General features: G+C 72.6%; 20 protein-coding genes and 1 riboswitch. Of the genes, 8 read left to right on the top strand and 12 right to left on the bottom strand.

All coding sequences use genetic code 11. The features are described 5' to 3' along the window. Position 1 precedes the first annotated feature (1 nt). The 3 genes from ACFQSB_RS35505 to ACFQSB_RS35495 are packed head-to-tail and all read right to left on the bottom strand — an operon-like array spanning position 2 to position 3359. A complete protein-coding gene (locus ACFQSB_RS35505; protein ID WP_380831317.1) occupies positions 2-1420 on the bottom strand; it encodes a S41 family peptidase in 1419 nt (472 codons plus the stop codon). Continuing rightward, positions 1417-2484, bottom strand: coding sequence for an ABC transporter permease (locus ACFQSB_RS35500; RefSeq protein ID WP_380831315.1), 1068 nt, complete (start codon positions 2482-2484; stop codon positions 1417-1419). Before ACFQSB_RS35500 ends, ACFQSB_RS35505 begins: the two co-directional genes overlap by 4 nt. Beyond that, the gene (locus tag ACFQSB_RS35495) at positions 2481-3359 is read right to left on the bottom strand and encodes an ABC transporter ATP-binding protein (RefSeq protein WP_380831313.1); all 879 of its coding nucleotides are present in this window, start codon (positions 3357-3359) and stop codon (positions 2481-2483) included. Before ACFQSB_RS35495 ends, ACFQSB_RS35500 begins: the two co-directional genes overlap by 4 nt. Positions 3360-3639: 280 nt before the next feature. On the opposite strand from ACFQSB_RS35495, the gene ACFQSB_RS35490 reads away from it, so the two are divergent. Both ACFQSB_RS35490 and ACFQSB_RS35485 read left to right on the top strand, forming a co-directional pair. After that, positions 3640-5256, top strand: a complete 1617-nt coding sequence (locus ACFQSB_RS35490) for a sensor histidine kinase (RefSeq protein WP_380831311.1) — start codon at positions 3640-3642, stop codon at positions 5254-5256. Beyond that, the gene (locus ACFQSB_RS35485) at positions 5253-5924 is read left to right on the top strand and encodes a response regulator transcription factor (RefSeq protein WP_354848987.1); all 672 of its coding nucleotides are present in this window, start codon (positions 5253-5255) and stop codon (positions 5922-5924) included. The genes ACFQSB_RS35490 and ACFQSB_RS35485 overlap by 4 nt, the downstream gene beginning before the upstream one ends. A gap of 90 nt (positions 5925-6014) precedes the next feature. Here the strand turns inward: ACFQSB_RS35485 and ACFQSB_RS35480 are convergent, their stop codons facing one another. Beyond that, positions 6015-7214 carry an ROK family transcriptional regulator gene (locus tag ACFQSB_RS35480; protein WP_380831309.1) on the bottom strand — a complete coding sequence of 400 codons (1200 nt, stop codon included), beginning with the start codon at positions 7212-7214 and terminating at the stop codon, positions 6015-6017. A gap of 177 nt (positions 7215-7391) precedes the next feature. Continuing rightward, on the bottom strand, positions 7392-8567 hold the full coding sequence (gene glgA, locus ACFQSB_RS35475) for a glycogen synthase (protein WP_380831307.1): 1176 nt from the start codon (positions 8565-8567) through the stop codon (positions 7392-7394). A gap of 68 nt (positions 8568-8635) precedes the next feature. Between glgA and glgC the strand changes: the two genes are divergently transcribed. Beyond that, positions 8636-9871, top strand: coding sequence for a glucose-1-phosphate adenylyltransferase (gene glgC, locus ACFQSB_RS35470; protein WP_380831305.1), 1236 nt, complete (start codon positions 8636-8638; stop codon positions 9869-9871). 153 nt (positions 9872-10024) lie between these two features. Further along, positions 10025-10333, top strand: a complete 309-nt coding sequence (locus ACFQSB_RS35465) for a DUF5709 domain-containing protein (RefSeq protein ID WP_380831304.1) — start codon at positions 10025-10027, stop codon at positions 10331-10333. Between the two features lie 359 nt (positions 10334-10692). Here the strand turns inward: ACFQSB_RS35465 and ACFQSB_RS35460 are convergent, their stop codons facing one another. Next, on the bottom strand, positions 10693-10821 hold the full coding sequence (locus tag ACFQSB_RS35460) for a hypothetical protein (RefSeq protein WP_354849000.1): 129 nt from the start codon (positions 10819-10821) through the stop codon (positions 10693-10695). Between the two features lie 532 nt (positions 10822-11353). After that, positions 11354-11479 carry a hypothetical protein gene (locus ACFQSB_RS35455; protein ID WP_380831302.1) on the bottom strand — a complete coding sequence of 42 codons (126 nt, stop codon included), beginning with the start codon at positions 11477-11479 and terminating at the stop codon, positions 11354-11356. Positions 11480-11679: 200 nt separating this feature from the next. Between ACFQSB_RS35455 and ACFQSB_RS35450 the strand changes: the two genes are divergently transcribed. Further along, a complete protein-coding gene (locus tag ACFQSB_RS35450) occupies positions 11680-13266 on the top strand; it encodes a pentapeptide repeat-containing protein (RefSeq protein ID WP_380831300.1) in 1587 nt (528 codons plus the stop codon). On the opposite strand, the gene ACFQSB_RS35445 is transcribed toward ACFQSB_RS35450, so the two are convergent. The 4 genes from ACFQSB_RS35445 to ACFQSB_RS35430 all read right to left on the bottom strand — a co-directional run bounded on the left by ACFQSB_RS35445 (position 13246) and on the right by ACFQSB_RS35430 (position 19306). After that, entirely contained in the window at positions 13246-14382 is a 1137-nt protein-coding gene (locus ACFQSB_RS35445; protein ID WP_380831298.1) for a mechanosensitive ion channel family protein, read from the bottom strand. The genes ACFQSB_RS35450 and ACFQSB_RS35445 overlap by 21 nt on opposite strands. A 201-nt stretch (positions 14383-14583) precedes the next feature. Then, a complete protein-coding gene (locus tag ACFQSB_RS35440) occupies positions 14584-15579 on the bottom strand; it encodes a ribonucleotide-diphosphate reductase subunit beta (protein WP_380831296.1) in 996 nt (331 codons plus the stop codon). Beyond that, complete coding sequence (locus tag ACFQSB_RS35435; RefSeq protein ID WP_380831294.1) at positions 15579-17894, bottom strand: ribonucleoside-diphosphate reductase subunit alpha; 2316 nt, start codon at positions 17892-17894, stop codon at positions 15579-15581. Before ACFQSB_RS35435 ends, ACFQSB_RS35440 begins: the two co-directional genes overlap by 1 nt. 120 nt (positions 17895-18014) lie before the next feature. Then, a riboswitch (cobalamin riboswitch) is annotated at positions 18015-18221 on the bottom strand. Between the two features lie 122 nt (positions 18222-18343). Beyond that, complete coding sequence (locus tag ACFQSB_RS35430; protein ID WP_380831292.1) at positions 18344-19306, bottom strand: Bug family tripartite tricarboxylate transporter substrate binding protein; 963 nt, start codon at positions 19304-19306, stop codon at positions 18344-18346. Between the two features lie 223 nt (positions 19307-19529). On the opposite strand from ACFQSB_RS35430, the gene ACFQSB_RS35425 reads away from it, so the two are divergent. Next, positions 19530-21185, top strand: a complete 1656-nt coding sequence (locus ACFQSB_RS35425) for an MFS transporter (protein ID WP_380831291.1) — start codon at positions 19530-19532, stop codon at positions 21183-21185. Here ACFQSB_RS35425 and ACFQSB_RS35420 read toward each other — a convergent pair. Then, entirely contained in the window at positions 21117-21719 is a 603-nt protein-coding gene (locus tag ACFQSB_RS35420) for a TetR/AcrR family transcriptional regulator (protein WP_380831289.1), read from the bottom strand. The genes ACFQSB_RS35425 and ACFQSB_RS35420 overlap by 69 nt on opposite strands. A gap of 185 nt (positions 21720-21904) precedes the next feature. Here ACFQSB_RS35420 and ACFQSB_RS35415 point away from each other — a divergent pair, with 185 nt between their 5' ends. Both ACFQSB_RS35415 and ACFQSB_RS35410 read left to right on the top strand, forming a co-directional pair. Next, positions 21905-23326, top strand: a complete 1422-nt coding sequence (locus ACFQSB_RS35415; protein ID WP_380831287.1) for an ATP-binding protein — start codon at positions 21905-21907, stop codon at positions 23324-23326. A gap of 588 nt (positions 23327-23914) precedes the next feature. Beyond that, positions 23915-24651, top strand: a 737-nt coding sequence (locus tag ACFQSB_RS35410) for a hypothetical protein (protein ID WP_380831285.1), incomplete at its 3' end; no start/stop codon positions are given.

The raw sequence follows: 24651 nt of genomic DNA, 5'->3' as shown, positions 1-24651 counted from the left end.
CTCATGTGTGCAGCAGGGTCAGGGCCTTGGCCAGGGCGGGGTCGCGTCCGGCGGCCGCGTCCTTCGGGGTCAGGGGCACGTAGTGGTCGGGCGGCACGCCGATGCGGTCGATGACCTCGCGGCGGGGCCCCAGGTGGTGCTTGGCGGGGAAACTCAGAATGGTGTTGTCGGCGAGCAGGTATCCCCGCGCCGGGCCGGAGATCACGCCGGCGGTTCTGGTGCCGACCAGCCGGCCGAGCCGCAGGTCCTTGACCGCGGAGCTGAAGTGCTCGCACGCCGAGGCGCAGCCGCGGTCGGTGAGCACCACCAGCGGCAGGTGGAGCAGTTCGACGGTGTCGTCGGTCGGCGCGGCCTGGCACGTGCCCTCTGCGGTGCACTGGTAGGCGGTGTCAGCGCCGTGGACGAAGGCGCTCAGCAGCCGGGTCGCCTCCAGGGGGCTGCCGCCGCCGTTGCCGCGCAGGTCCAGCACGACGCCGGACAGCGTCCGGCCGGCGCGCAGCCTGGTGATCTCCCGCAGCACCCGGTTCGCGGAGTCGGGATCGAAGCCGGTCATCCGCACGTAGGCGATGTCGTCGTCCAGCCGCTTCGACCGCACCACCCGCAGAGCGGCCGGGTCCCGCGGGAAGAGGCCGGGCGTGAGCGTCACGCTCCAGCGGCGGCCGGTGCTCTGCCGCAGCAACCCCAGCCGCACCGGCCGCGCCTGCGGGTACCTGGGGTAGAGGGCGGCGATGGCGCGCGTGCCCTCGCCGTCGACGAAGGGCGCCGAGCCGTCGATCGATTCGATGAGGTCGCCGGGACGCAGCCCGGCGGCCCGCGCCGCGCCTCCCGTCACTTCGGTGACGAAGAGGGGAGCGAGCGCGGTGCCCGGCTCGGTGTCCGCCTGCGGGCCGCCGACGCTGGCCTCCAGACCCAGGCCGTAACCGTCGCCGTCGTAGTAGCCGGGCGGCCGGCCGTCCTGGTGCGTCCAGCGGGCGTGGTCGTCGCCGAGGGCGGCCACGATGGCCTGGAGGGTGACGGCGGCCAGCTTGTCGCGCAGGCCGGGCGCCCGGTCGGTGATCGTGCGGAAGGCGGCCTCGAAGGCGGTCCAGTCGGCCCGGCGGTCACCGGTCAGCGCGGGCATGGCCGCCTCGGGCATGTCGCGTCCGTCGCGGTCGAGCTCCCGCGTCAGGGCGGCGAATCCGGCGGTCAGCAGCGACCGGGCGTCCAGCGTGGCGCCGCCGTAGTAATTGCCGAGGATGCAGAAGTACGCCTGCCGGACGACGTCGATCGTGGTGGGCGTCTCCGCCTGCGGCGGGCCCTGCGGCGGCGCGCAGACCGTGCCGGCCGCCGTGCCCGCCTCGCGGCGCGGCGGCGCGGGGGCGGTGCAGGCCGCCGCCAGGAGAAGGGCGAGCCCGGCCGCCGCGGTCCTCGCGACCGTCATGACACACGCCTGCGGATCCACCGGAAGCAGAACCCTGTGAGGCCGAGGGTGAGCAGGGCGTAGATCCCGGTCTCGATCCACTGGAAGGGCCAGAAGCGCTCGAGGGGATGGTAGGTCGCCCGCTGCCGGAAGCCCAGCCGGTTGATCTCGGCCGTGCACCCTCCCGCCATCGCTCCCTGCGGCGAGCAGGGGCCCGTCGTCGTGGAGACCGGGACCCCCCGCGCGACCGTCGTCGACGGTCCCGGGCCTCCGTCTCCGCTGGAGATCACGCGTCCGGTCTCATCCACCAGCTCGCTGGACAGGACCCAGGCGCCCGCGTGGCCGGGAACGGCCGACGTCCTCAGGAAGACCTGCAGGGATCCGCCCTTCGGGGCGCCGAAGCCGTCCACGTTCTCCCGGCCGAGCTCGAAGGTCCCGGCGACGGGGGGCATCAGGTGCGGGCGCACCAGCAGCGGCATCGCTATCTGGATCGCGACGAAGGCGGCCAGGGTGAGGGCCATGGCGGGCAGCGTGCGGCGCACCAAGGCGCCCACGGTCGCCCCGAGGACGAAGGCGAAGGCCGCGTATCCCATCGGGGCGATGCCGCGCGCGCCGAACACCACCGGAGCCATCTGCGCCATCTCCGGGACGGCCGACTTGTCCAGCGGGGCCGACCACCAGGTCACCACCAGGCCGCAGAGGCAGGCGGCGGCCATGGCCGAAAGGCCCATGAGCCCGAGCTTGACCGCCAGCCACCGGCCGCGGCTGATGCTCTGGTTCCACACCAGCAGGTGGGTGCCGGCCTCCAGCTCGCGGGTGATCAGCGGCGCCCCCCAGAACAGCCCGGCCAGCGCCGGCAGGATCAGCACGACCATCGTGAGGGCCAAGAAGAGGGTGTCGTACTCGCCGAAGAACCGGTCGAAGAAGTCCAGGCAGGTGTTGTCCGGGGTGCAGGCGGCGATCCCGGCGGCGTAGTCGGAGGCCAGTTTCGGGCCGGTCAGGGCCAGGGCGGCGGTGATGACCACGAGTACGGCGGCCATCATCGTGGCCGAGCCGCGGAACTGGCGCCAGGTCAGCCAGATCATCGCCGCACCTCCAGGGCGACCGGACCGTCGGCCTCGGTGCGCTGATCCATATAGGCCAGGACCAGGTCCTCCAGACTGAGCCGGGAGACCGTCCAGCCGGGGTCGTGAATCCGGGCGTCGTCGGCGCGGACCACGTACGTGCTCTCCCGCTCGGTGTGGCGGACGGAGACCACGTGCCCGCCGGGGTCGCGGCGCGGGCCGGTGAGCCGGCGATGAGCGGCCAGCAACGGCTCGACCTCCCCGGCCAGCCGGACGCGGGAGTCGACGAGCACGATCAGGTAGTCGCAGACGCGTTCCAGGTCGGAGACCAGGTGGGAGGAGAGCACCACGCTCAGCCCGTGCGCCGCGGCGGCCTCCGTCAGCCCCTGCAGGAACTCGCGGCGCGCCAGCGGGTCGAGCGAGGCGACCGGCTCGTCCAGGATCAGCAGCTCGGGCCGCTTGGCCAGGCCCAGGGTGAGGGCGAGCTGGGCGCGCTGACCGCCCGACAACCTGCCCGCCCGCTGGCCCGGGACGAGGCCCAGCCGCGCGACGCGCTCCCGTGCCAGGGCGCCGTCCCAGCGGGGGTTGAGCCGCGCCCCGAGCCGCAGGTGGTCGGCGACGGTCAGGCGCGCGTAGACGGGGGTGTCCTGGGCGACGAACCCGACCTTGGCGAGCTGCTCGGGCGTGTCCCCGGGCCGGCCGCCGAGCACGACGATGCCGCCCGTGCTCGGTTCGAGCTGGCCGCCGGCCAGCTTCAGCAGCGTCGTCTTACCGGCTCCGTTGGGGCCCACCAGCCCCACGACGTGGCCCGCCGGGATGTCGATGGTGCACTCGCGCAGCGCCCAGCGCCTGCCGTACTTCCTGCCCAGTGCCTGGGCCTCCAAGGCAGCGGTCATGCTATGTCCCCTCTTGAGGAGTGGTCGGAAGGATGATGGTGAAAGGGCCTCGATGCCTTCGCCGGCCCCCGGCGGCGACCCCGGCTCCGGACGGCGCGGCGGGATGGCGGGAACGAAACTAGGGACCACCCATGCCAGAGCGCGTCGGCCGCCGTACCGAGATCGCGTAGCTCCCGAGAACGAAGGGCCGCCGGGTCATCCCTGCGATGTACTCCCCTGGACCGTGAGCCCCGTCACGACGGCCGATGCGGCGGGGACGGGCAGGCGTGACAATGTGCCGGTGGAAACCGGTGAACGACCGCGGTGGTGGCGGCAGGTGCTCGACCCGGGCGGCCCGCTGGACGAGGACGACCAGGACCGGCGTGGCGAGCGGCTCCGGAAGCCGTCTCGCGCGGCCTTCGCCGCCGACGTGGTGATCGCCCTCCTTCTGGCGGTCGCCGCGGTCGCCGCGTCGGCGGGTCATCCCGTGCTCGGCTCCGGCGAGGACCAGGCCCAAATGGTCGAGCTCCTGCGGCTCGGACCCGCCGGCGCCCACCCGGCGGCCCCCGATCCCCCCGCGGCCCCCGATCCCCCCGCCGCTCCCGACCCCCCCGCGGCTCCCGATCCTCCCGCGCCTCCCGATCCGCCCACGGCTCCCGATGCCGCGACCGGCCGGCCACTCTTTCATGGCGTCACTCCCGACGGCCCGTCGGGCGGCGTGGTGCCCGACGATCCGTCCCGACTCTCCGGCCGGCCGGCCGGCATCGCGCCCGACGGCGCGTCCCCACTCTCCTGCCACCGGTCCCGCGTCACGCCCGACGGCCCGTCACCGCTCTCCTGCCACCGGCCCGGCGTCGCGACCGTCCACCCTCCGCCCGACGGGCCGCCCGCGTTCCTGGTGGCGATGACGGCGTTACCGCTGGCCCTGCGGCGCCGCTACCCGCTGCTCACCTTCTGGGTGGTGCTGGCCGCGGCGCAGGCCACCCACTCGTACGCCACCCTGATCACGGTGCTGACCTGCGCCGTCGCCGCGTACGGCGCCGCCGCCCACGGCCGCAACCGGGTCCTGGCGATGGGGGGCCTCGTGCTCGCGGCGGGGCTCGCCGGTGGCGCCTTCCGGGACGTCACGCCCGAGCTGCCGAACTGGATGGGGCCGTTCGTCGTCCTGCTGAGCGTCGGCGTCGTCGGGAGCTTCGTCCGTTACTGGCGGCGACGGCTGGGAGCGAGCCACCACCGGTTCGCCGAGCTGCGGCAGACGCAGGCGGAGGCCATGCGCAGGGCCGTCGCCGAGGAGCGGTCCCGGATCGCCGCCGAGCTCCACGACGTGGTGACCCACAATGTCAGCGTGATGGTGATCCAGGCGGGCGCGGCGCGCAAGGTGATGGACGCCGAGCCGGAACAGTCGAAGCAGGCTCTGCTCGCGATCGAGTCGGGCGGCCGGGCCGCCATGTCCGAGCTGCGCCATCTCATGGGCCTGCTCGCCGGCCCGGGCGGCGACCGCCTCGACGGGCCCGCCGACGGGCTCGCCCCCCAGCCTGGGCTCGACCAGCTCGACGCCCTGGTGGAACGCGTCCGCGCCGCCGGAGTGCCGGTGCGCGTCACGGGGTCGCCTCCCGGGCCGCTGCCGCCCGGCGTCGACCTGGCCGCCTACCGCGTCGTCCAGGAGGCCCTCACCAACACGATCAAGCACGCGGCCGGCGCCGCCGCGGCCGTGACGATCGGCCACGACGGCGACTGGCTGGAGATCGAGGTGACCGACACCGGCGGAGCACGGACCTCCGGACCGCGCACCGGCGGCGGCAGGGGGCTGATCGGGCTGCGCGAGCGGCTCGCCGTCTACGGCGGGACCCTGGACGCCGGGCACATGGCCGGGGGCGGCTTCACGATCAGGGCCCGCGTCCCCTGGAGGACCGCATGACCGGCCGACTGCGCGCCGTCATCGCCGACGACCAGGCACTGGTGCGCACCGGATTCCGCATGATCCTCGCCGCCGACGGCATCGAGGTGGCGGCCGAGGCCGCCGACGGGGACGAGGCCATCGCCGCGGTCCGCCGCACCAGGCCCGACGTCGTGCTCATGGACATCCGGATGCCGCGGATGGACGGCCTGGAAGCCACCCGGCGGATCCTCGCCGGCGGCGCCGAGGACACCCGCGTGCTGATCCTGACCACCTACGACCTCGACCACTACGTGTACGCGGCGCTCGCCGCGGGAGCGAGCGGGTTCCTGCTCAAGGACGTCACCCCCGAGCACCTGGTGGCCGCGGTGCGGCTCGTGCGCTCCGGCGACGCCCTGCTCGCGCCCACCATCACCCGCCGCCTGGTCGAACGTTTCGCCCGCCGCGACACCGTGCGGCCCGCCCTCCACCGCGACCTCTCCCAGCTCACGCCCCGGGAACTGGACGTGCTGCGCCTGCTCGCCACCGGCCTCAGCAACGCCGAACTCGCCGACCGGCTGACCCTCAGCGTGGCCACGGTGAAGACCCACGTCGCCCGCGTCCTGTCCAAACTGGGCCTGCGCGACCGCGTCCAGGCCGTGGTCGTCGCCTACGAAACCGGCCTCATCTCCCCCGGCGACCCCACCTGACCTACCTGGAAGACGATGCATTTGCGGGCGAGGCCGCGGTCGGCACCTTCTTGAAGGCCTCAGCCCGCCTTCAAGCGGACCGGACGAGGCTCACGGTGCTGTGGAAGCGAGTGCGTCCAACGGGTCGGCCAGGACGCGGGAGAAAGCGAGTTCCGCCGCGCCGACCAATGGGGCGTCATCGCGCAGCATCGAGGTGCGCAACCCTACCCCCCGGGAGACGGGCAGGACACTAGCCGCCACGCGCGCGTGGACCTGAGGTGCCGCACCCTGGTAGATGTCGCCGAGTGTGCCGCCGAAGACGACGACTCCGGGATTGAAGAGGTTGATCAGGTTGACCACGCCGATCCCGAGCCAGTCGCCGACACGGTCCAAGGCCTTGCGGGCGGCCTCGTCACCGTTCTCGGCCGCTTCCACGACGGCTCGTACGCCATCCCGCCCGCCCGGCCCGCTGGTGCGTCCGGACGCCTCCAGCAGCGCCGCCTCGCCCACTTCTGCCTCCAGGCAGCCGCGCGAACCGCAGTTGCAGGAACGGCCGCCAAAGGGATTAACGATCATGTGCCCGAGTTCGGCGCCGTAGCCGTCATCGCCGCCCAGCAGCCTGCCGCCCACGATGATGCCACCACCCACCCCGACATCCCCGTGCAGGTAGACAAGATTCTGCTGGCCGATGCCCGCTCCGCGCTCATGCTCGGCCACAGCGCCCAGGTGGGCTTCGTTGCCGACTGCCACGGGCAGCCCCAGCCGCCGGCTGAGCGCGGGCACGAAATCCAGGTCGGTCCAGCCCACGTTGGGAGCCAGGAGCACCATCCCGTCGGCGGCCCTGACCAAACCGCAGTACGACGTGCCGACCCCGAGGCACCTCGCGCTCCGGGGCGCCGCGTCCACGAGCGCGCGGCCGAACCCGGCCAGGACACCGACCACCTCGTCGAGATCGGCATGCCTGCTTCGCCGCCGGGGCGCCTCCCTGCGCTCCAGTACCAGACCGCCGAGCCCGACCCTGGCGGCGACCAGCCGATCCACCGCCACATCGAAAGCCAGCACATACCACCGGCCGCTCTCAGGCCGCACCACCAGCGACGGCCGACCCGCCCGACCCGTCGTACCCGAAGCCTCCTCACGCACCAGACCCGCGGCCGTGAGCCGCGTGGCCAGCGCCAGGATCGTGCTGCGGTTCAGGCCCAGCCGGTTCGCCAGCGCCGCACGCGAGATCGGCCCTGCCAGATGCACCTGCCGCAGCACCGCCCCGAGATGGTGTCTGCGGATCTCCTCCTGCGGAGTGTCGCCCTTCACGGCGCTAGTAGTGCCATCGCCGGCATCACGTACCGGACCCACCGGCGCGGCCCCGACGCTTCATCGCTCATGAACCTCGACGCTACCGGTCGCGACCGAGATCCTCTCCCCCAACATCGAAGACCTCGACCTCGACAACCGCCGCGCCCGGTCCGGGTGAGCGGACCGGGGGGCGGGTCATTTCAGGGATTGGTAGAGGGCCTGGGTGCGGGTGGCTATGGCGGGCCAGCTGAAGTGGTCGACGGCGCGGCGGCGGCCGGCCTGGCCCATGGCGGCGGCGAGGGACGGGTCGTCCAGGAGCCGGGTCACCCGGGCGGCGATGGCGTCCGCGAACGCGGCCGGATCGAGCGGCTCGCCGTCGGCGCCCTGCTCGATGGGGACGAGCAGGCCGGTCTCGCCGTCGGCGACGACCTCGGGGATGCCGCCGGTCGCGGTGGCCACCACCGCGGTCTCGCACGCCATGGCCTCCAGGTTGACGATGCCCATCGGCTCGTAGACCGAGGGGCAGACGAACACGGCGGCGCGGGTGAGGATCTGGATGACCTGCGGCCTGGGGAGCATCTGGGAGATCCACACCACCCCCGACCTGCTCGCGCGCAGCTCCTCGACCAGGCCGGTCACCTCCGCGGCGATCTCGGGGGTGTCGGGGGCTCCGGCGCACAGGACGAGCTGGGCCTGCGGCGGCAGCGAGCGGGCGGCGCGCAGCAGGTGGGCCAGCCCCTTCTGGCGGGTGATGCGCCCGACGAAGACGACGTAGGGCCTGGCGGGGTCGATGCCGTGCGCGAGCAGGACGTCGGTGCCGTGGTCGGGGGCGTACTCCTGGGTGTCGATGCCGTTGTGGACGACGGTCACCCGCTCGGGCGCGATCTCCGGGTAGCAGGCGAGGACGTCGCGCCGCATGCCCTCCGACACCGCGATGACCGCGTCGGCGTTCAGCAACGCCGTGCGCTCGGCGAAGCCGGACAGGGCGTAGCCGCCGCCGAGCTGCTCGGCCTTCCACGGGCGCAGCGGCTCCAGGCTGTGGGTGGTGACCACGTGCGGCACCCCGTACAGCAGCTTGGCGACGTGCCCGGCGAAGTTGGCGTACCAGGTGTGGCTGTGCACGATGTCCGCGCCCTCGCACGCGGCGGCCATCTCCAGGTCCACGCCGAGCACCTGCAGGGCCGGGTTGGCGGACGCGAGACCGCCGGGGACGCCGTAGGCGTCGACGCCGCCCTCCTCGCGACGCGCGCCGAAGCAGCGCACCCGCACGTCCACCAGGCTCCGCAGCTCTCGGGCGAGGTACTCGACATGGACTCCGGCGCCGCCGTACACCTCGGGCGGGTACTCACGGCTCAGCAGATCGACGCGCATGGGTAAACCTTAGTGGTCCAGGGTGTTTCGTCGGATTTAGCTGGGTAAAGCCGGGTAACGTCGGTGCTATGACGACGCCCAGAATCCTCGCGATCGTGCTGGCCGGTGGCGAGGGGAAGCGGCTGATGCCGCTCACGGCCGACCGGGCCAAGCCGGCGGTGCCCTTCGGAGGGATCTACCGGCTGGTCGACTTCGTGCTGTCGAACCTGACCAACGGCGGCTACCTCAAGATCGTCGTCCTGACCCAGTACAAGAGCCACAGCCTCGACCGCCACGTCACCCGCACCTGGCGCATGTCGACGATGCTCGGCAACTACGTCACCCCGGTGCCCGCCCAGCAGCGGCTCGGCCCCCGCTGGTTCGCCGGGTCGGCGGACGCGCTGTTCCAGAACCTGAACCTGATCTACGACGAGCTGCCCGAGCACTGCATCGTCTTCGGGGCCGACCACATCTACCGCATGGACCCGCGGCAGATGGTGGAGCAGCACATCGACTCCGGCGCCGACGTGACGGTCGCCGCCATCCGCCAGCCCCTGGCGCTCGCCGACCAGTTCGGGGTGATCGAGACCGACCCCGCCGGGCACCGGATCGTGGCCTTCCGCGAGAAGCCCACCGACGCCATCGGCCTGCCGGACGCCCCCGACCAGGTCTACGCCTCCATGGGCAACTACGTCTTCAAGACCCAGGCGATGATCGACGCGCTCAGGGAGGACGCCCTCGACCCGAGCAGCAAGCACGACCTGGGCGGCAACATCATCCCCATGTTCGTCAAGTCGGGCGGCGCCGAGGTGTACGACTTCGCCCACAACGCCGTCCCGGGCTCCACCGAGCGCGACCGCGGCTACTGGCGGGACGTCGGGACCCTGGACGCCTACTACGACGCGCACATGGACCTGGTGTCGGTGCACCCGGTGTTCAACCTCTACAACGACCGCTGGCCGATCTACACCGGGCACGACCCGCTGCCGCCCGCCAAGTTCGTCCACAACGACGGCGACCGCGTCGGGCACGCCATCGACTCGCTGGTCTCGCCGGGCGTGATCGTCTCCGGCGCCACCGCCGTGCGCTCGATCCTGTCGCCGGGCGTGGTGCTGCACTCGCACTCCCTGGTGGAGGACTCGGTGCTCATGGGGAGCGTCAAGGTCGGCCGGGGGGCGATCGTCCGCCGGGCCATCATCGACAAGAACGTGGTGATCCCCGACGGCGCCCGCATCGGCCTGGATCTGGAGTTCGACCGCTCCCGCTTCGCGGTGACGCGCGAGGGCGTGGTGGTGATCGGCAAGAACGAGGTGGTCGAGCGCTGATCGGCGCGCGGTGCGCCGGACCGGGCGGGCGCGTCGCGTACGGCCGGGGTGCGGCGTACGGGGCGTCCGGTGTGTCCAGATATCTTGCCTATGGCGAGTGATTTCATGGCAGCGCGTGAGCGGGCCATCGCACCACATGGGTAGGGCAGAGACATGACCGGACGCGGCACCGACGACATGGGCGACGACGAGCAGCTGACCGAGATCGAGGAGTGGACCGACAACCTCCCCATCGGTCACGAGATCGTGGGCGACGATCCGGCCGACCGGGACGGCATCTCGCGCCGGTTGTGGCAGGAGGCCCCGGAACGCGCCCATGTGCCGCGCGAGGAGTACCGCTTCGTGGCGCCGGACGAGGGCGCCCACCCCGACGAGGAGTCCGAGGAGTACGCCTCGGAGGTCGGCGCGGACGACGGCGACTTCTCCGCCGAGGAACGCGCGATGCACATCGAACGCGACTGAGCGGCCGCTACGGGAACGAGGGGGCCCGAGGAGGGCTGTCACGGGGCGCGAGGGCCGAGGGGCTTGCGACGGGCGCGAGGGGCCCGAGGGGGCTTGTGACGGGAGGGCGGCCCCGTCGGTCACGGGGCTGACGGCGGGAGCCGGTGCGCTTCACGGCTCTTTCTCGTCGTCATATCTTTCGGCTTGTATCGTGCGATCTGCGCCCGGGCCGCCATTTCATTCGCGGCGGTGGAACCGGGTCGCCGGCGGTGATTCTGCGGTACCGGCCGGGTGAGGCTTTTCGGGGTGCCGGGCCGCGGTCATTTTCTTCCGGGGCGTTCGGCGGGCGATCGTCTTTCTGTCGTGAATTCGGTCGCCGGTCAGTCCCAGGTGGTTCCGGCGGTGCGGGAGTAACCGTCCCACGTGGTGCCGGCGGTGCGCGAGGCGGCGTCCCAGGTGGTGCCGGCGGAACGGGTGGCGGTGGCGGCGGAGAAAGCGGTGGAGGTCATTTCGTTCTCTCTTTTCTCGAGGGCTTTTCGTTTTGTCCTTGCACGAACAACTCTCCGGCATTCAAGCCCCCCGGACCAGACGATTCGGCGGCAGCAAGCTGCACGGCCGTGACCGCTTCCTGCCATCGGGCGGCGCGCGTGCCGGCCGGGCCGCCGGCGCTCCTGGCGGGAGCCGCCGGCGAGGAGGCCGGACGCGGGCGCGCTGAGGGAACGCGCTGGCGCGGAGGGGGTGGTGCGGGGAGGGGGAAGGCGTCTCGGGCGACGGGGCCACGGGCTTCGGGGCGGAGCGGGGAGCCGCTCGCGTCGCCGGGCGTCGCATCCGGTCGGCCGGGCCGAGGGGAATTCCCTATCCGGTGCCGGCCGGGTTTTCTCTGGTTCTCCCGCCGTCGTCGCGGACCGGTGGTCCGTTCGTACCGGCGGGGTGTTTCTTCTCTGTGCCGTCGGCGGGCGGTGCCGCCGGTCTTTTCTGTCGGAAAGGGTTTCTCAGCGGGACATCAACGGACGGGACCTGTTATACGGGCGGGATATATCGTCAGTCCCAGGTGGTGCCGGCGGTGCGGGAGTAACCGTCCCACGTGGTGCCCGCGGTGCGCGAGGCGGCGTCCCAGGTGGTGCCGGCGGAACGAGTGGCGGCGGCGGAGAAAGCGGTGGAGGTCATTTCTTTTACTCTTTTCCGGAGTGTTTTCGTTTTGTCCTTGCACGAACAACTCTCCGGCATTCAAGCCCCCCCGACCAGACGATTCGGCGGCAGCAAGCTGCACGCCCGTGGCCGTTTCCTGCCACCTCTCCGCCGTCAGGTCTCGGACGATCTGCCAGATCCGGTGCGATTCGGGCGTCCGGCCGCGCTACAGTCCCCGGGTGGTGAGATCACGTCCGTTCTGGCGGCTGACGGCGGCGGAACGCCAGGTGTGGGAGGCGTATCCCTCCGGCGCGTGGGTCGATCTGCGCACCGGCGACCCCGCCCGCGACGACCCGGCCGGTGGTGGCGCGTGGGGGCCCGAGCGCACCGTGCGGGCCGAGCTGGTGACCGCCCTGATGCTCGGCGCCCGTCCCGCCAAGCCCGGCCAGGTGGCCGGGCTGCGGCTCGCCGGGGCGCGCATCACCGGGATGCTCAACCTGTCGGACGCGACGCTCACCAGCAAGCTCCACCTGCTGAACTGCCACCTGTCCGGCACGGTGTCCCTGACCGACGCCACCACCAAGGGCATGCGCTTCCGCGGCTGCGACATCCACCGCATCCGCGCCGCCCGCTGCACGGTGGACGGCCTGCTGGAGCTGGACTCCTGCACCGTCCACGCCGGGGTGCGGCTGGACAACGCCCACGTCACCGGCCAGCTCCGGCTGGCGCGGGCCCGCCTGATGGCCCCCGACCTCGACCAGAGCGGCCCGCAGAGCCACCGGCCCTCCGAGAGCTACCTGGAGGACGTCCGCCGGCCGTTCAGCGACGCCGAGAAGCGGGAGCGGGGCTGGGACCAGAACCACTGGGCGCTGTGGGCCGGCGGGCTGACCGTGGAGGGCGGCGCCTTCTGCCGCGACATCAGCACCGTCGGCGGCCTGCGGCTCATCGGCGCCAAGTTCAACAGCGGCCTGTACCTCCAGCGCGCCGTGATCAAGGGGACCGGCGGCCACGCCGTCTACGCCGACCACATGCAGGCCAGCAGCGTGGAGTTCAGCGCGGGCTTCACCGCCGAGGGCACCGTGCGGCTGCGCGGCGCCCGGGTGACCGGGGTGCTGTCGTTCGACCAGTCCGTGGTGAGCGCGCAGGGCCGCGCGCTGCACCTGAGCCACATGCAGGTCGACGAGCTGATCCTGACGCCGGCCTCGATGGAGGGCGAGGTCAACCTCGGCTACTCGCGCGTGGGCGTTCTGCTCGACCATCCCCGGGCCTACCCCGGCCACGTGCACCTGAACGGGTTCGCCTACGAGTCGCTGCGCGGCGAGGCCCGGCTGGCCGACCGGCTGTCCTGGGTGAGCCGCGACCCGGGCGGCTACCGCCCGCAGCCGTACGAGCACCTGGCCGCCTGGTACCGCAGGATCGGCCACGAGCAGGAGGCGCGGCGGGTGCTGCTGGCCAAGCAGCGGGCGCGCCGCTCGACCATCGGCCCCACCGGGCGCCTGGCCGGGCTGCTGCTGGACCTGATCGTCGGGTACGGGTACCGGCCGTGGCTGGCCGGGGTGTGGTTCGCCGTCCTGCTGGCCGTCGGCACCGCGGTCTTCGCCACCCATCCGCCCTCCCAGGTCGGCCTGGACGAGCGGCGGGTGTTCCACCCCTTCCCCTACACCCTGGACCTGCTGGTGCCGGTGAGCGTCTTCGAGCTGCGCGGCGCCTGGGAGCCGGTGGGCTGGACGCAGTGGCTGGCCAACATCCTGATCGCCTCGGGGTGGATCCTCGCCACGGCGCTGATCGCCGGCGGCACCCGCGTCCTACGCCCGTCCAATCCCTGACCGGGGCTCGCGGCCGTCCTGGACGGCCTGTCCGGGAACGCCGGGCCGCACGGACGTCCCCGCCTTCCGGGGCGCCGGGGCGGCGGCGGGGGCGTCCTCGACGCGCAGGCGCGGCATCGCCTGGGGATGGTTCTCGCGGATGTAGGCGACCAGGTGCTCGCGGACGTCGCACTTGAGGTCCCACACGCTCGGCGCGTCGGAGGCGCTCATGAGCGCGCGCAGTTCCACCAGGCCGTTGGCCTGGACGTCGGTCACCTGGAGGGTCCAGTCCTTCTGGTCCCACAGCGGGTGCTCGCGCAGGCACCGGTACAGCTCGGCCCGCAGCTCGTCGACGGGCACCGTCCAGTCGACGTAGAACATGACGTGCCCGACGACGCGGCTCTCGTAGCGGGTCCAGTTCTCGAACGGCGTGGAGGTGAAGTAGGACACCGGCAGGATCAGCCGGCGCTCGTCCCACAGCCGCACGACGACGTAGGTCAGGGTCAGCTCCTCGATGCGGCCCCACTCTCCGTCCACGACCACGGCGTCGTCGAGCCTGATGGCGTCGCTGAAGGCGAGCTGCAGCCCGGCGATCAGGTTGCTGAGCGTGGACTGGGCGGCGATGCCGGCCACCACGCCGGCGATGCCCGCCGAGGCCAGCAGACCGGCGCCGAGCGCGCGGACGGCGGGGAAGCTGAACAGCATCGCCCCGGCGGAGACGACGATGATGACCGCGGCCGCCACCCGGCGGACCAGGGTGATCTGCGTGCGGATGCGGCGGGCCCTGCGGTTGCCGATGCCCTCGACGCCGTTGAGCCTGGCCAGCACCACGTCGGTCACCGCGTAGGCGGCCTGGATGACCAGCCAGGCCACGCAGGCGATCAGCAGGACGGTGACGGTCTGCTGCACCGCGAACTCGAACGACCTGCCGGACATCCCCGGCGCGTAGACCGTGTTGAAGGCGACCACGGCGGCGGTGGCGAAGCCCGGCCACGTACACCGCTCGACGACCGGCCCGGCCAGGGAGAACCGGCCGTTGACCCTGCGCGACCGCAGCACGCGGCGCAGCAGCTCGACGGCGACGAGCGCCGCCAGGACGACGACGACCAGGACGATCCAGTTCACTGCCGATGACACGGGCGGCATCCCCTTCTCCGGTTTCCCCCACTGTCGCACCGGCCGGGCGCCGGCGGACCGGTCCGGCGCCCTCGGCTTTCACCAGGGCCCGGACCGGCTCCGGCGATCCTTAACCAGACTTTGACCCGGAAACCACCCGCAACGGGGTGATAAACCTCACACGAGGTCCCGCCGCACGGTGACACGGCGCTCCGGGGGCGGTCAGAACACCTCGTCCAGGCTCACGGTGCCCTCCACCGCCACCTGGTAGGCCGACACCCTGCGCTCGAAGAAGTTGGCCAGCTCCTGCACGTCCTGGAACTCCATGAAGGCGAACGGATTGGCCGTCCCGTACCGCTCCGGCAGGCCGAGCCGCGCCAGCCGGCGGTCGGCGACGTACTCCAGGTACTCGCGCATCCGCTCCGCGCTCATCCCCGCCAGGCCATCGCCGCACAGGTCGCGGGCGAAGGCCAGTTCGGCGGCCACCGCCTCCTCGATCATCCGGGTCACCTGGGCGCCGAGCTCGTCGTCGAACAGGTCCGGCTCCTCCGCGCGCACCGTGTCGACCACCGAGAAGGCGAACTCCATGTGCATGGACTCGTCGCGGAACACCCAGTTGGTCCCGGTGGCCAGCCCGCCGAGCAGGCCCCGCGAGCGCAGCCAGTACACGTAGGCGAAGGCGCCGTAGAAGAACAGCCCCTCGATGCAGGCGGCGAAGCAGATGAGGTTGAGCAGGAACGCCCGCCGGTCCTGCCGGGTCGACAGGCGCTGGAGCGCGTTGATCGAGTCGATCCAGCGGAAGCAGAACTCGGCCTTGTCGCGGATGGAGGGGATGTGCTCGACGGCGGCGAACGCCTTGGCCCGCTCGTCGTGGTCGGGCAGGTAGGTGTCCAGCAGCGTCAGGTAGAACTGGACGTGCACGGCCTCCTCGAACAGCTGCCGCGACAGGTAGAGCCGGGCCTCGGGCGCGTTGAGGTGCTGGTACAGGTTGAGCACCAGGTTGTTGGCCACGATCGAGTCGCCGGTGGCGAAGAACGCCACCAGCCGGTTGATCAGATGACGCTCGCCCGCGCTCAGCTCGGCCAGGTCGGCCAGGTCGGACTGCAGGTCCACCTCCTCGACCGTCCAGGTGTTGCGGATGGCGGTCCGATAGCGCTCGTAGAACTCGGGGTAGCGCATCGGGCGCAGGGTCAGGTCCATGCCGGGGTCGAGCAGCATCACTGGCAGGCCTCGCAGATCTCGGGGTTCTCAAGGGAGCAGGCGACGGCGTCCTGGTCGAGCGCCTGAACGGGCCCGGACGCGGGTAGGGACGTCGGTAGGGACACGGGTGGGAACGCCGGCGCGCCGGGGCTCGGCGCCGCGGCGGGCGCCTGGGCGGCGACGGTGGCCTGCGCGATCCGGGTGGCCGGGCGCGAGCGCAGGTAGTAGGTCGTCTTCAGCCCGGCCCGCCAGGCGTAGGCGTACATCGAGGAGAGCTTGCCGATGGTGGGAGCGGCCATGAACAGGTTCAGCGACTGCGACTGGTCGATGTACGGCTGGCGCGCGGCGGCGAGGTCGATCAGCGCCTTCTGCGGCAACTCCCAGGCCGTGCGGTACAGCCGCCTGAGGTCCTCGGGGATCTGCGCGATCTCCTGCACCGACCCGTCGGCGCGCTTGACGGCGTCCCTCATCTCCGGCGTCCACAGCCCGCGCTGCCGCAGGTCGCGCACCAGATAGCGGTTGACCTGCAGGAACTCGCCCGACAGCGTCTCGCGTTTGAACACGTTGGACACCTGAGGCTCGACGCACTCGTAGCAGCCCGCGATCGAGGCGATCGTCGCGGTGGGCGCCACGGCCAGCAGCAGCGAGTTGCGCAGGCCCGTCTCGGCGATCCTCGCGCGCAGCGCCTCCCACTCGTCCGGGTGGACCGGGGTCGCCTGCGGGAAGTGGTCCAGGTGCAGCACTCCCCCGGCGGCGCGGGTGTCGGCGTAGGACGGGTGCGGGCCGTGCGCGGCGGCCAGGGCGGCCGAGGCGCCGTAGGCGGCCAGGGCCATCTCCTCGGCGATCCGGGTGGACAGCGCGAGCGCCTCGGGCGAGTCGAACGGCAGGCGGGCCGCGAAGAACACATCGGCCAGGCCCATCACGCCGAGGCCGATCGGGCGCCAGCGGCGGTTGGCCGCCTCCGCCTCGGGCGTCGGGTAGAACCCCCGGTCGATGGACCTGTCCAGGAAGCGCACCGCCGTCGCCACCGTCGCCCGCAGCCGCGCCCAGTCGACCTCGCCGTCCACCAGGTGGGCGGCCAGGTTGACCGAGCCGAGGTTGCACACGGCGGTCTCGGCGTCGCTGGTGACCTCCAGGATCTCGGTGCACAGGTTGGACAGGTGAATGACGTTCTGCGGGCGCGCGGTCTGGTTGGAGGCCCGGTTGGCGGCGTCCTTGAAGGTCATCCAGCCGTTGCCCGTCTGGGCGAGCGTGCGCATCATGCGGCCGTACAGCGTGCGGGCCGGCAGTTGACGGACGTGCCGGCCGGCGGCCTCGGCCGCCCGGTAGGCGCGGTCGAACTCCTCGCCCCACAGGTCGACCAGCTCGGGGACGTCCTTGGGGTCGAACAGCGACCAGGTGCCGTCGGCCTCGACGCGGCGCATGAACTCGTCGGGGATCCAGTTGGCCAGGTTGAGGTTGTGGGTGCGGCGGGCGTCCTCGCCGGTGTTGTCGCGCAGTTCGAGGAACTCCTCGACGTCGGCGTGCCACGGCTCCAGGTAGACGCAGGCCGCGCCCTTGCGCCGGCCGCCCTGGTTGACCGCCGCGACGCTCGAGTCCAGCGTCCGCAGCCACGGCACGATGCCGTTGGAGTGCCCGTTCGTGCCCCGGATCAGCGAGCCGCGCGACCGGACGCGGGTCCAGGAGATGCCGATGCCGCCGGCGTACTTCGACAGCCGCGCCACCTGCCCGTACCGCTCGTAGATGGCCTCCAGCTCGTCGCGCGGGGAGTCGAGCAGGAAGCACGACGACAGCTGCGGGCGCCGGGCGCCGGAGTTGAACAGCGTCGGCGAGCTGGGCAGGTACGACAGCGTCGAGATCAGCCAGTACAGCTCGCCCGCCTCGGCGACGCCGTCGGCCAGGCCGCACGCCACGCGCAGGAAGAAGTGCTGCGGCGCCTCCAGGACGCCGCGGGTGACCGGGTGGCGCAGCAGGTAGCGGTCGTAGACGGTGCGCAGCCCGAAGTACTCGAACCGGGCGTCCCCCTCGGGGTCGACGAGGGCGTCCAACTCGGCGGCGTTGTCCCGCACGAACTTCGCGAGGGCGTCCTGCACCAGGCCGGCCTCGTGCGTGGCGGCGACCGACTGCGAGAACGACCGCACACCGTGCGCGGCGGTCTCCTCGGCGATCTCCTCGGCCAGCAGGCGCGCCGCGACCCGGGAGTTGGCCGGGTCGGCGATGACCCGCGCGGCCGCCTCCTCGATGGCCAGGCGCCGGTCCGCCGCCCGCCGCCCGCCTCCGCCACCGTCGTCCTCCCGCGAGTGGGACGGCGGCAAATCGCGTGTCACGGTCACGTGCTCTCTCCTCGTGCGCTCGAATCCCCGTACGAGGGCACGCGGCGGCGCACGTCCGGTGAGCGGCACCCTGCGGGCACGCCGGACGACCCCGTCACGCGGCCCACCCTCGAGGCCTGGACGACTCCAGCGTCACCGGCAGGTTTTCGGGCTCGCGGGCGCCTGGCACATGCCTACCGGCCGTCGCTTCCCAGGCCGCCGACTATCGCGGCCCAGTGCTCATATGACGGCTTTCGTTCCCGCTCACCGCTGCGGGGCAGCCCCGGAATCGCACCGGGTTCCCTCTCACGTCGCCCCGGGGGGCGAACCAGCGACGATCAGGATCCTACATCTAGTGGCCCCGAGCGCAAGCACCCCCACAGGTTGTGTACGCGACCCCACTCAAGCGGGCGCGGGCGATGCCCCGGCCGCCTCGGCACGGCCCCGCTCCCTTGGTGCGATGCGGCGCCTCAGACGCGCAGGCCGAGTTCGCCGAGGGCGCGGCCGAGGCGGGCGGACTCGACACGGAGCCACTGCCGGAAGTCCTCACCCTCCAGGTACAGCGGCGTCCAGCCGCTGCGGGCGCACAGCTCCCTCCAGCGCGGGGAGCCGGCCAGGTCGCGGCACATTCCGGTCAGCGCGGCCCGGTCGCCCTCGGGCAGGCCGCCCGGCCCGACCAGCCCGCGCCAGTTCGCGCAGTCCACGTGCGTGTCGCACTCCAGCAGCGTCGGCGCCTCCACGCCGGGGATGCGGTCGGGCGAGGAGACGGCGAGCGCGCGCAGCCCACCGGCTCGCAGGGCCGCGCGCACGCCGTTGTGGCCGGCCAGGACCGCCCCCACCTCCCCCTTGGCCAGCGCGGCGACCGCCTCGCCGCTGGTGGGGTAGGCGACGTAGCGCAGCAGGCGCGCGTCCACGCCGAGGCTCTGCGCCAGCATGCCGAACAGCACGTGGTCCACCCCGCCCTCGGCGCGGCCGCCCAGCGCGAGCCTGCCCGGGTCGCGGCGCATGAGGTCGGCGAAGGCGCCGAAGGTCGCGAGGCGGGAGCCGCCCGGCACCACCAGGGCCTCCCACTCGCCGCACAGCCGGGCCAGCGGCGTGGTGCCCGCGAACGCGGTCGCCTGCCGCGCCGCGCCGACCGTGCCGACCAGCTCGGGGTCGGCCAGCAGCACCTGCCTCGGGTGCGGCGCGCGCCCGAACTCCGTCAGCGCCGTGTACTGCGGCCTGTTCACCACCCGCAGCTCTCGCACCAGGGTGTCGCGTTCCGCCACCGTCTTGAGCGCCCGCGCGACGCGATCGGCTTCACCGCCGGACGGGCCGGGTACCACGACCGGCAGGGTCACCGACCCGAGCTTGCGTGAATCGAAGGGGTCCGCGCATCCCGCCGCCAGCGCCACGAGCCCGGCACCGAGCGCGAGCACCTGACGACGACGCATACTTCACGCCCTTTCCCCCGATATCCAGCTAAATGCCCAGTTCACGACGCGCCCACACGAGACAGGGGAGGTGGCGTGGCAGGCTCGCGGCACCCATCCCGCGACGCCGGCGCGAGCGCGCCGGCACCGGATCCGCCGTGCGGGGACGCCACGCCCGCACTGACTTACTGACACTATGTCGGTAACATGGGCCGGCCGCAGGACGAGGAAAGGTGGGATCGCCATGGAGACCGGCGATACGGGAACGCGCGGGGACGGTCCGGCGCCGGCTCGGAGCCGCTGGGCGCCGATGCCGTTCATCGCGCTCGGCGTCTCACTGATCATCATGGACGCGACGATCGTCAACGTGGCGGTCCCCACCATCATCGGGGATCTGTCGCTGGACGCCTCGCAGGCCGAGTGGATCAACTCGGTCTACCCGCTGTCCCTGGCCGCCCTGCTGATCCTCTTCGGCCGGATGGGCGACCTGCTCGGCCGGCGAAGACTGTTCATCGCCGGCCTGCTGCTCTTCGGCGCCTCCAGCCTGATCGCCACCCTGGCGGGGAGCGGCGGCGTGCTCATCGCCGGTCGCCTGCTACAGGGCGTCGGCGCCGCGATGATCCTTCCCGCGACGCTCGCCACGGTCAACGCCTCCTACACCGGACGCGACCGCGGCGTCGCGTTCGCCATCTGGGGCTCCACCATCGGCGGCATGGCGGCCGTCGGTCCGCTCGCCGGCGGATGGCTCACCACCGATCTGTCCTGGCGGTGGGCGTTCCTGCTGAACCTGCCGGTGATCCTCGTGGTGATCGCGGGCACCGTCCGGTACGTCCCCGAGACCACCGATCCGCACGCCACCAGGGGCGCCGACGTCCCTGGCGCCCTCGCCTCGGTGATCGGCCTCGGCGCGCTGGTGTTCGCCCTCATCGAGGGCGAACGGTTCGGATGGTGGCGCACCTCACCGCACGCCCGCTTCGGTGACTGGCAGTGGCCGTGGGCCGTGTCACCGACGCCGGTCGCCCTCGTCGTGTCCGCCGTCGCGCTGACCCTGCTCGTCATCGACGGACGCGCCCGCGCCCGCGCCGGACGGCCGGTGCTGCTTGATCTGTCGCTGTTCCGCATCCGCGGTTTCCGCTACGGGAGCATCGCCGCGCTGGTCGTGGCGCTGGGCGAGTTCGGGCTGCTGTTCGCCCTTCCCTTGTGCCTGCAGGGCGCGCTCGGCTACAGCGCCCTCGGCACCGGCGTCCTGATCCTCGCCCTCGCCGTCGGCACGTTCCTGTCCTCCGGGACCACCGCCCGGTTCACCCGCCGCTACGGGGCCCGCGCCGTCGTACGCGCGGGGCTGGCGATCGAGGCCGTCGCCGTGGCCGGACTCCGGGTGTGCGCCGGCGCGGAGATGACCTCCTGGACGATCGCCGGATGGCTGTTCCTCTACGGCGCCGGGGTCGGCCTTGCCACCGCGCAGCTCACCAGCGTGATCCTCGACGACGTCCCGGTCGAGAAGAGCGGGCAGGCCTCCGGGATGCAGAGCACCGTACGGCAGGTCGGCTCCGCGCTCGGCATCGCCTCTCTCGGCACCATGCTCATCGTGCTGCTCGGCACCGGCACCACCGACCGGCTGGCCCGGACGCCGGGCCTGACCGGCCAGCAGCGCGCCGCGGTGAGCACGGCGGTGCGCGAGTCCGCCGGTGCGATCATCCCCACGCTCGCCGCCCGCCCCGGCGGCCAGGCGATCCGCGTCGCCGCAACCGCGGCCATGGTCGACGCCACCCGTGTCGTCCTGTTCTGCGCCGCCGGAGTCCTCGCGCTCGGGCTGCTCGCGACCTTCGCGCTACCGTGCGGCGCCGCCATCAGGCCGGCCGTTGAGGAGGTAGGGAGCGAGGAGCTCACGGGCGCGTGACCGCACGGCCTGCTCCGCCGAACCGGACTCGATCATGCGGGAGGCGGCGTAGACCACCGCGTTGATCATCTCGGCGATCGCCGCGGGGTCGGAAGCGCCCATCTCGCCGAGCGCGTCGATCAGCGGATGCAGCAACCGCTGATGCATGTCCTTGCTGCCGGCGTCCAGCCCCTCGCCGGGGGCGACGGCGGCCAGGGCGCGGGCGATCGTGTGCTCCCCCTCTGCGACCAGGCGCAGATTGGCGTCGACGTAGGCCAGCACCCGCTCGCCGGGCCCGGACGCCTCGGCCATCTCGCCGACGACCCGTTGCGACCAGCGGGGGAAGAGGTCCTGGACGAGCGCGTCGAGCAGGTCCTGGCGGGACCGGAAGTACTGGTAGAACGACGAGCGGGCGAGCCCGGCGCGGGCGGTGACATCGGCCGGGCCGGGCGCCGTGCCGGCGCCCTCGGCGAGGATCGCACGCGCGGCGTCGAGCAGCGCACGCCGCTGCGCGGCCCGATGCTGTGCCACGGTGGGCGCACTGATCCGCGGCACGGCCCCCTCCTCGATGCCTCACCCCAAGTGGCCCAGGCTCGCTGCCGGACCGCCTTCACGACCCGGCCCTAACCAGGCTGCCAAAGGCGACCATCAGCCTATAAGGTCGACCTTCCCCAGGCGCACAGACACTCATTATTGATAGTCTCATGCTTGGTTGTTTCATCAATGAGAGTGTGTGGCGTATGGACGGGTTCATCGGGCGTAGGGCGGAACTCGCCACCCTGACGCGCATGCTGCGCCGCGCCGAGACCGGGGGACGAGCCGGACGCCCGGGCCGAGCGGTGCTCATGCGCGGGAGGCGGCGCGTCGGCAAGTCGCGCCTGGCCGAGGAGTTCATCGGACGAGGCGGAGTGCCGAGCCTCTTCTTCACCGCGTCGGCACAGCCGGCTCTCCGGGCCGACCTCGCGCTGTTCATCGAGGCCGCCGCCTCCTCCTCCCTCCCCGGAGCCGAACTCTTCCGCGAACAGTCCCCTCAGACCTGGGACGCCGCCCTGCACCTGCTGGCGACCGTGTTGCCGGCCGACCGGCCCAGTGTCGTCGTCATCGATGAGATGCCCTACCTCATCGCCAACGACCCCGGCTTCGAAGGCACCCTGCAGAAGGTGTTCGACAGGGAGTTGTCGAAGCGGCCCGTGCTGTTGCTCTGCATCGGCTCGGACCTGGCGATGATGGAAGCTCTCAACGAATACGGCCGCCCGTTTTACCAGCGCGCCACCGAGATGGTGATCCCGCCGCTCAGCCCGGCCGAGGTTGCCGAGATGCTCGCGCTCCCCGCCGTCGAGGCGTTCGACGCCTATCTGGTCACCGGAGGGCTCCCTTTGGTCCTGGACGAATGGCCGGAAGGCGCCGGCGTCTTCGACTACCTGCAAGACACCGTCACCGACCCGACGTCCGCCCTTCTGGTGAGCGGCGAGCGCGCCCTGGCGGCGGAGTTCCCTCCTGGAGCCATGGCGCGGCAGGTTCTGACCGCGATCGGCTCCGGGGAGCGCACCTTCTCCCTCATCGGCCGAGCGGCGGGCGGGCTGCCCCAAGCCTCATTGAACAGGGCCCTGCACCTGCTCACCGGCAAACGCATGGTGGATGCGCTCGTCCCGCTCTCCACCCAGCCCTCCAAGGAGACCCGCTACCTGGTGGCGGATCCCCACCTGCGCTTCTGGCTGAGCTTTCTCGGCCCCTACCTCGTGGAAATCGAGCGCGGCCGGGGGGATCTGGTGCTGGAGCGGATCAGAAAATCATGGACGGCATGGCGGGGCCGGGCCATCGAGCCGGTCATCCGGGAAGCGCTTTTCCGTATGCCCGACGGCGCCCTGCCCAAAGACACCGGAGCCGTCGGAGCCTACTGGACACGCACGAACCACCCCGAGATCGACATCGTGGCCGCCGATCGGGCGCCGGTCGCCAATGCCATCACTGCGGTCGGCTCCATCAAGTGGCTGGAGAACCGCCCCTTCGACCCCCGAGACCTCGCCCGGTTGTACGTCCACCGCTCACAACTGCCCGGAGCGAGCGAGAACACCCCCGTCCTCGCGGTCTCCAGAAGCGGCTCCACGGTGGACGGCGTGACGGTCGTGAGCCCGGAACAACTCCTGTCCGCCTGGCAGTGAGACGCCGAGATCGGCGCCGAGGATGGCGTGCGCGCGCACGGAGCGCACGCCCAGCTCCTCGTGCGCCAGGCGCAGCGCCTCGGCCAGCTCGGGGCCGATGGGACGGCCGCCGGTCAGCTCCGCGCTGAGCAGGTGCGACAGGTGCTCCGAGCCGATCATCGGCCGCCAGGGCCTGGGCAACGGCCGGGTGACGCAGCCGGCGTCCACCCGGACGGCGACGGCCCGGTCCCCCGCCGCCGGACGGGCCTGGTACCACGACGGGCAGGGTCGCGGACCCGAGCCTGCGCGGACCGGAGGGTTCGGCGCATCCCGCCGCCAGCGCCACGAGCCCGGCACCGAGCGCGAGCACCTGCCGACGACGCATACTTCACGCCTTTTCCCCCGTTATTAACCTGGATGCCCATTTCCAGCCCCGCACACACACCCGGCCGGCCGTCCCCGGGTCTCCGGGGGCGGTGCCCGGCTCGTCACGATCCCCCATGCGGGGGAGGAGGTTCCCGTCCCGGGGGGAGTCGGCGGCCCGGCGGACCGGTGGAACGTGGGAACGCGCGATTCCGCGCACGCCCACCTCCAGCCAAGGGAGCGACCGTGTCCCCCACACCGACCACCCCGCCCAGCACCCCCGCCGACCCGGCGAGAACCCCGCCCGAACGCCGCGAGGGCATCCCCGAACCCGGCGGACGACCCCCTCACCGCGAGACCACGCGAGACGACATGGCGGGCGTTCCCTCCGAAGGCCCGGGCGCGGAGACGGTCCGGCCGGGCGGGGCGATGGCCGGCGGGTGGATCGGGTACGCCGCCGCGGTGTGGGCCGCCGCCTACGGCGTCGTGGCGCTGTCCTGGACGATGACGGGGAGGGGGTACCCGTTCGAGGGCCCGTCTTCGGCAGGAGCCGCTCCCGTCCTGCGCGGGGTCTCCGCCGAGGTCGCCGCACCCGTCTTCGCCGGTGTCCTGCTCGCGACCGCGGTCGCGGCGCTCGCCATGGCCGGGCGCCACGCCGTGCGCCCGCGCGGGGTGCCGCGCGCGGCGCTGCTGACCTTCGGCTACGCCGTCGCCCTCTCCCTGATGGTCCTGGTCCCCGGCGCCGACCTGCTCGCCCTCACCGGATACGCCCCCATGCTGATCCTCGGCGCGCCCTTCGGCCGGCCCTCGGGCATCGACTACTCCACCGTGTTCGACTGGTCGCTGCTGAACCAGGCGTGGTCCCTGGCCGGCGGGTTCCTCGTGGGCGCCGCCGTCCTGTCGTGGCAGCGCCGCGGCCGGGGCGCCTGCGGCCGGTGCGGCCGCGACGACGCCGTGGCCGCCGCCGCCAGCGCGCGCACCGC

Origin of the sequence: Sphaerisporangium rhizosphaerae (assembly GCF_042665155.1) — a bacterium.
GTDB classification, from domain to species: domain Bacteria; phylum Actinomycetota; class Actinomycetes; order Streptosporangiales; family Streptosporangiaceae; genus Sphaerisporangium; species Sphaerisporangium rhizosphaerae.
The sequence above is the reverse complement of the archived record's forward strand: the minus strand, read 5'-3'. Positions and strand labels throughout refer to the sequence as shown.

Coding starts and splice junctions, on each gene's coding strand:
- ACFQSB_RS35505 (WP_380831317.1), bottom strand. CDS start 1,420: ATGACGGTCGCGAGGACCGCGGCGGCCGGGCTCGCCCTTCTCCTGGCG.
- ACFQSB_RS35500 (WP_380831315.1), bottom strand. CDS start 2,484: ATGATCTGGCTGACCTGGCGCCAGTTCCGCGGCTCGGCCACGATGATG.
- ACFQSB_RS35495 (WP_380831313.1), bottom strand. CDS start 3,359: ATGACCGCTGCCTTGGAGGCCCAGGCACTGGGCAGGAAGTACGGCAGG.
- ACFQSB_RS35485 (WP_354848987.1), top strand. CDS start 5,253: ATGACCGGCCGACTGCGCGCCGTCATCGCCGACGACCAGGCACTGGTG.
- glgA (WP_380831307.1), bottom strand. CDS start 8,567: ATGCGCGTCGATCTGCTGAGCCGTGAGTACCCGCCCGAGGTGTACGGC.
- glgC (WP_380831305.1), top strand. CDS start 8,636: ATGACGACGCCCAGAATCCTCGCGATCGTGCTGGCCGGTGGCGAGGGG.
- ACFQSB_RS35465 (WP_380831304.1), top strand. CDS start 10,025: ATGACCGGACGCGGCACCGACGACATGGGCGACGACGAGCAGCTGACC.
- ACFQSB_RS35460 (WP_354849000.1), bottom strand. CDS start 10,821: ATGACCTCCACCGCTTTCTCCGCCGCCACCGCCACCCGTTCCGCCGGC.
- ACFQSB_RS35455 (WP_380831302.1), bottom strand. CDS start 11,479: ATGACCTCCACCGCTTTCTCCGCCGCCGCCACTCGTTCCGCCGGCACC.
- ACFQSB_RS35440 (WP_380831296.1), bottom strand. CDS start 15,579: ATGCTGCTCGACCCCGGCATGGACCTGACCCTGCGCCCGATGCGCTAC.
- ACFQSB_RS35430 (WP_380831292.1), bottom strand. CDS start 19,306: ATGCGTCGTCGTCAGGTGCTCGCGCTCGGTGCCGGGCTCGTGGCGCTG.
- ACFQSB_RS35425 (WP_380831291.1), top strand. CDS start 19,530: ATGGAGACCGGCGATACGGGAACGCGCGGGGACGGTCCGGCGCCGGCT.
- ACFQSB_RS35415 (WP_380831287.1), top strand. CDS start 21,905: ATGGACGGGTTCATCGGGCGTAGGGCGGAACTCGCCACCCTGACGCGC.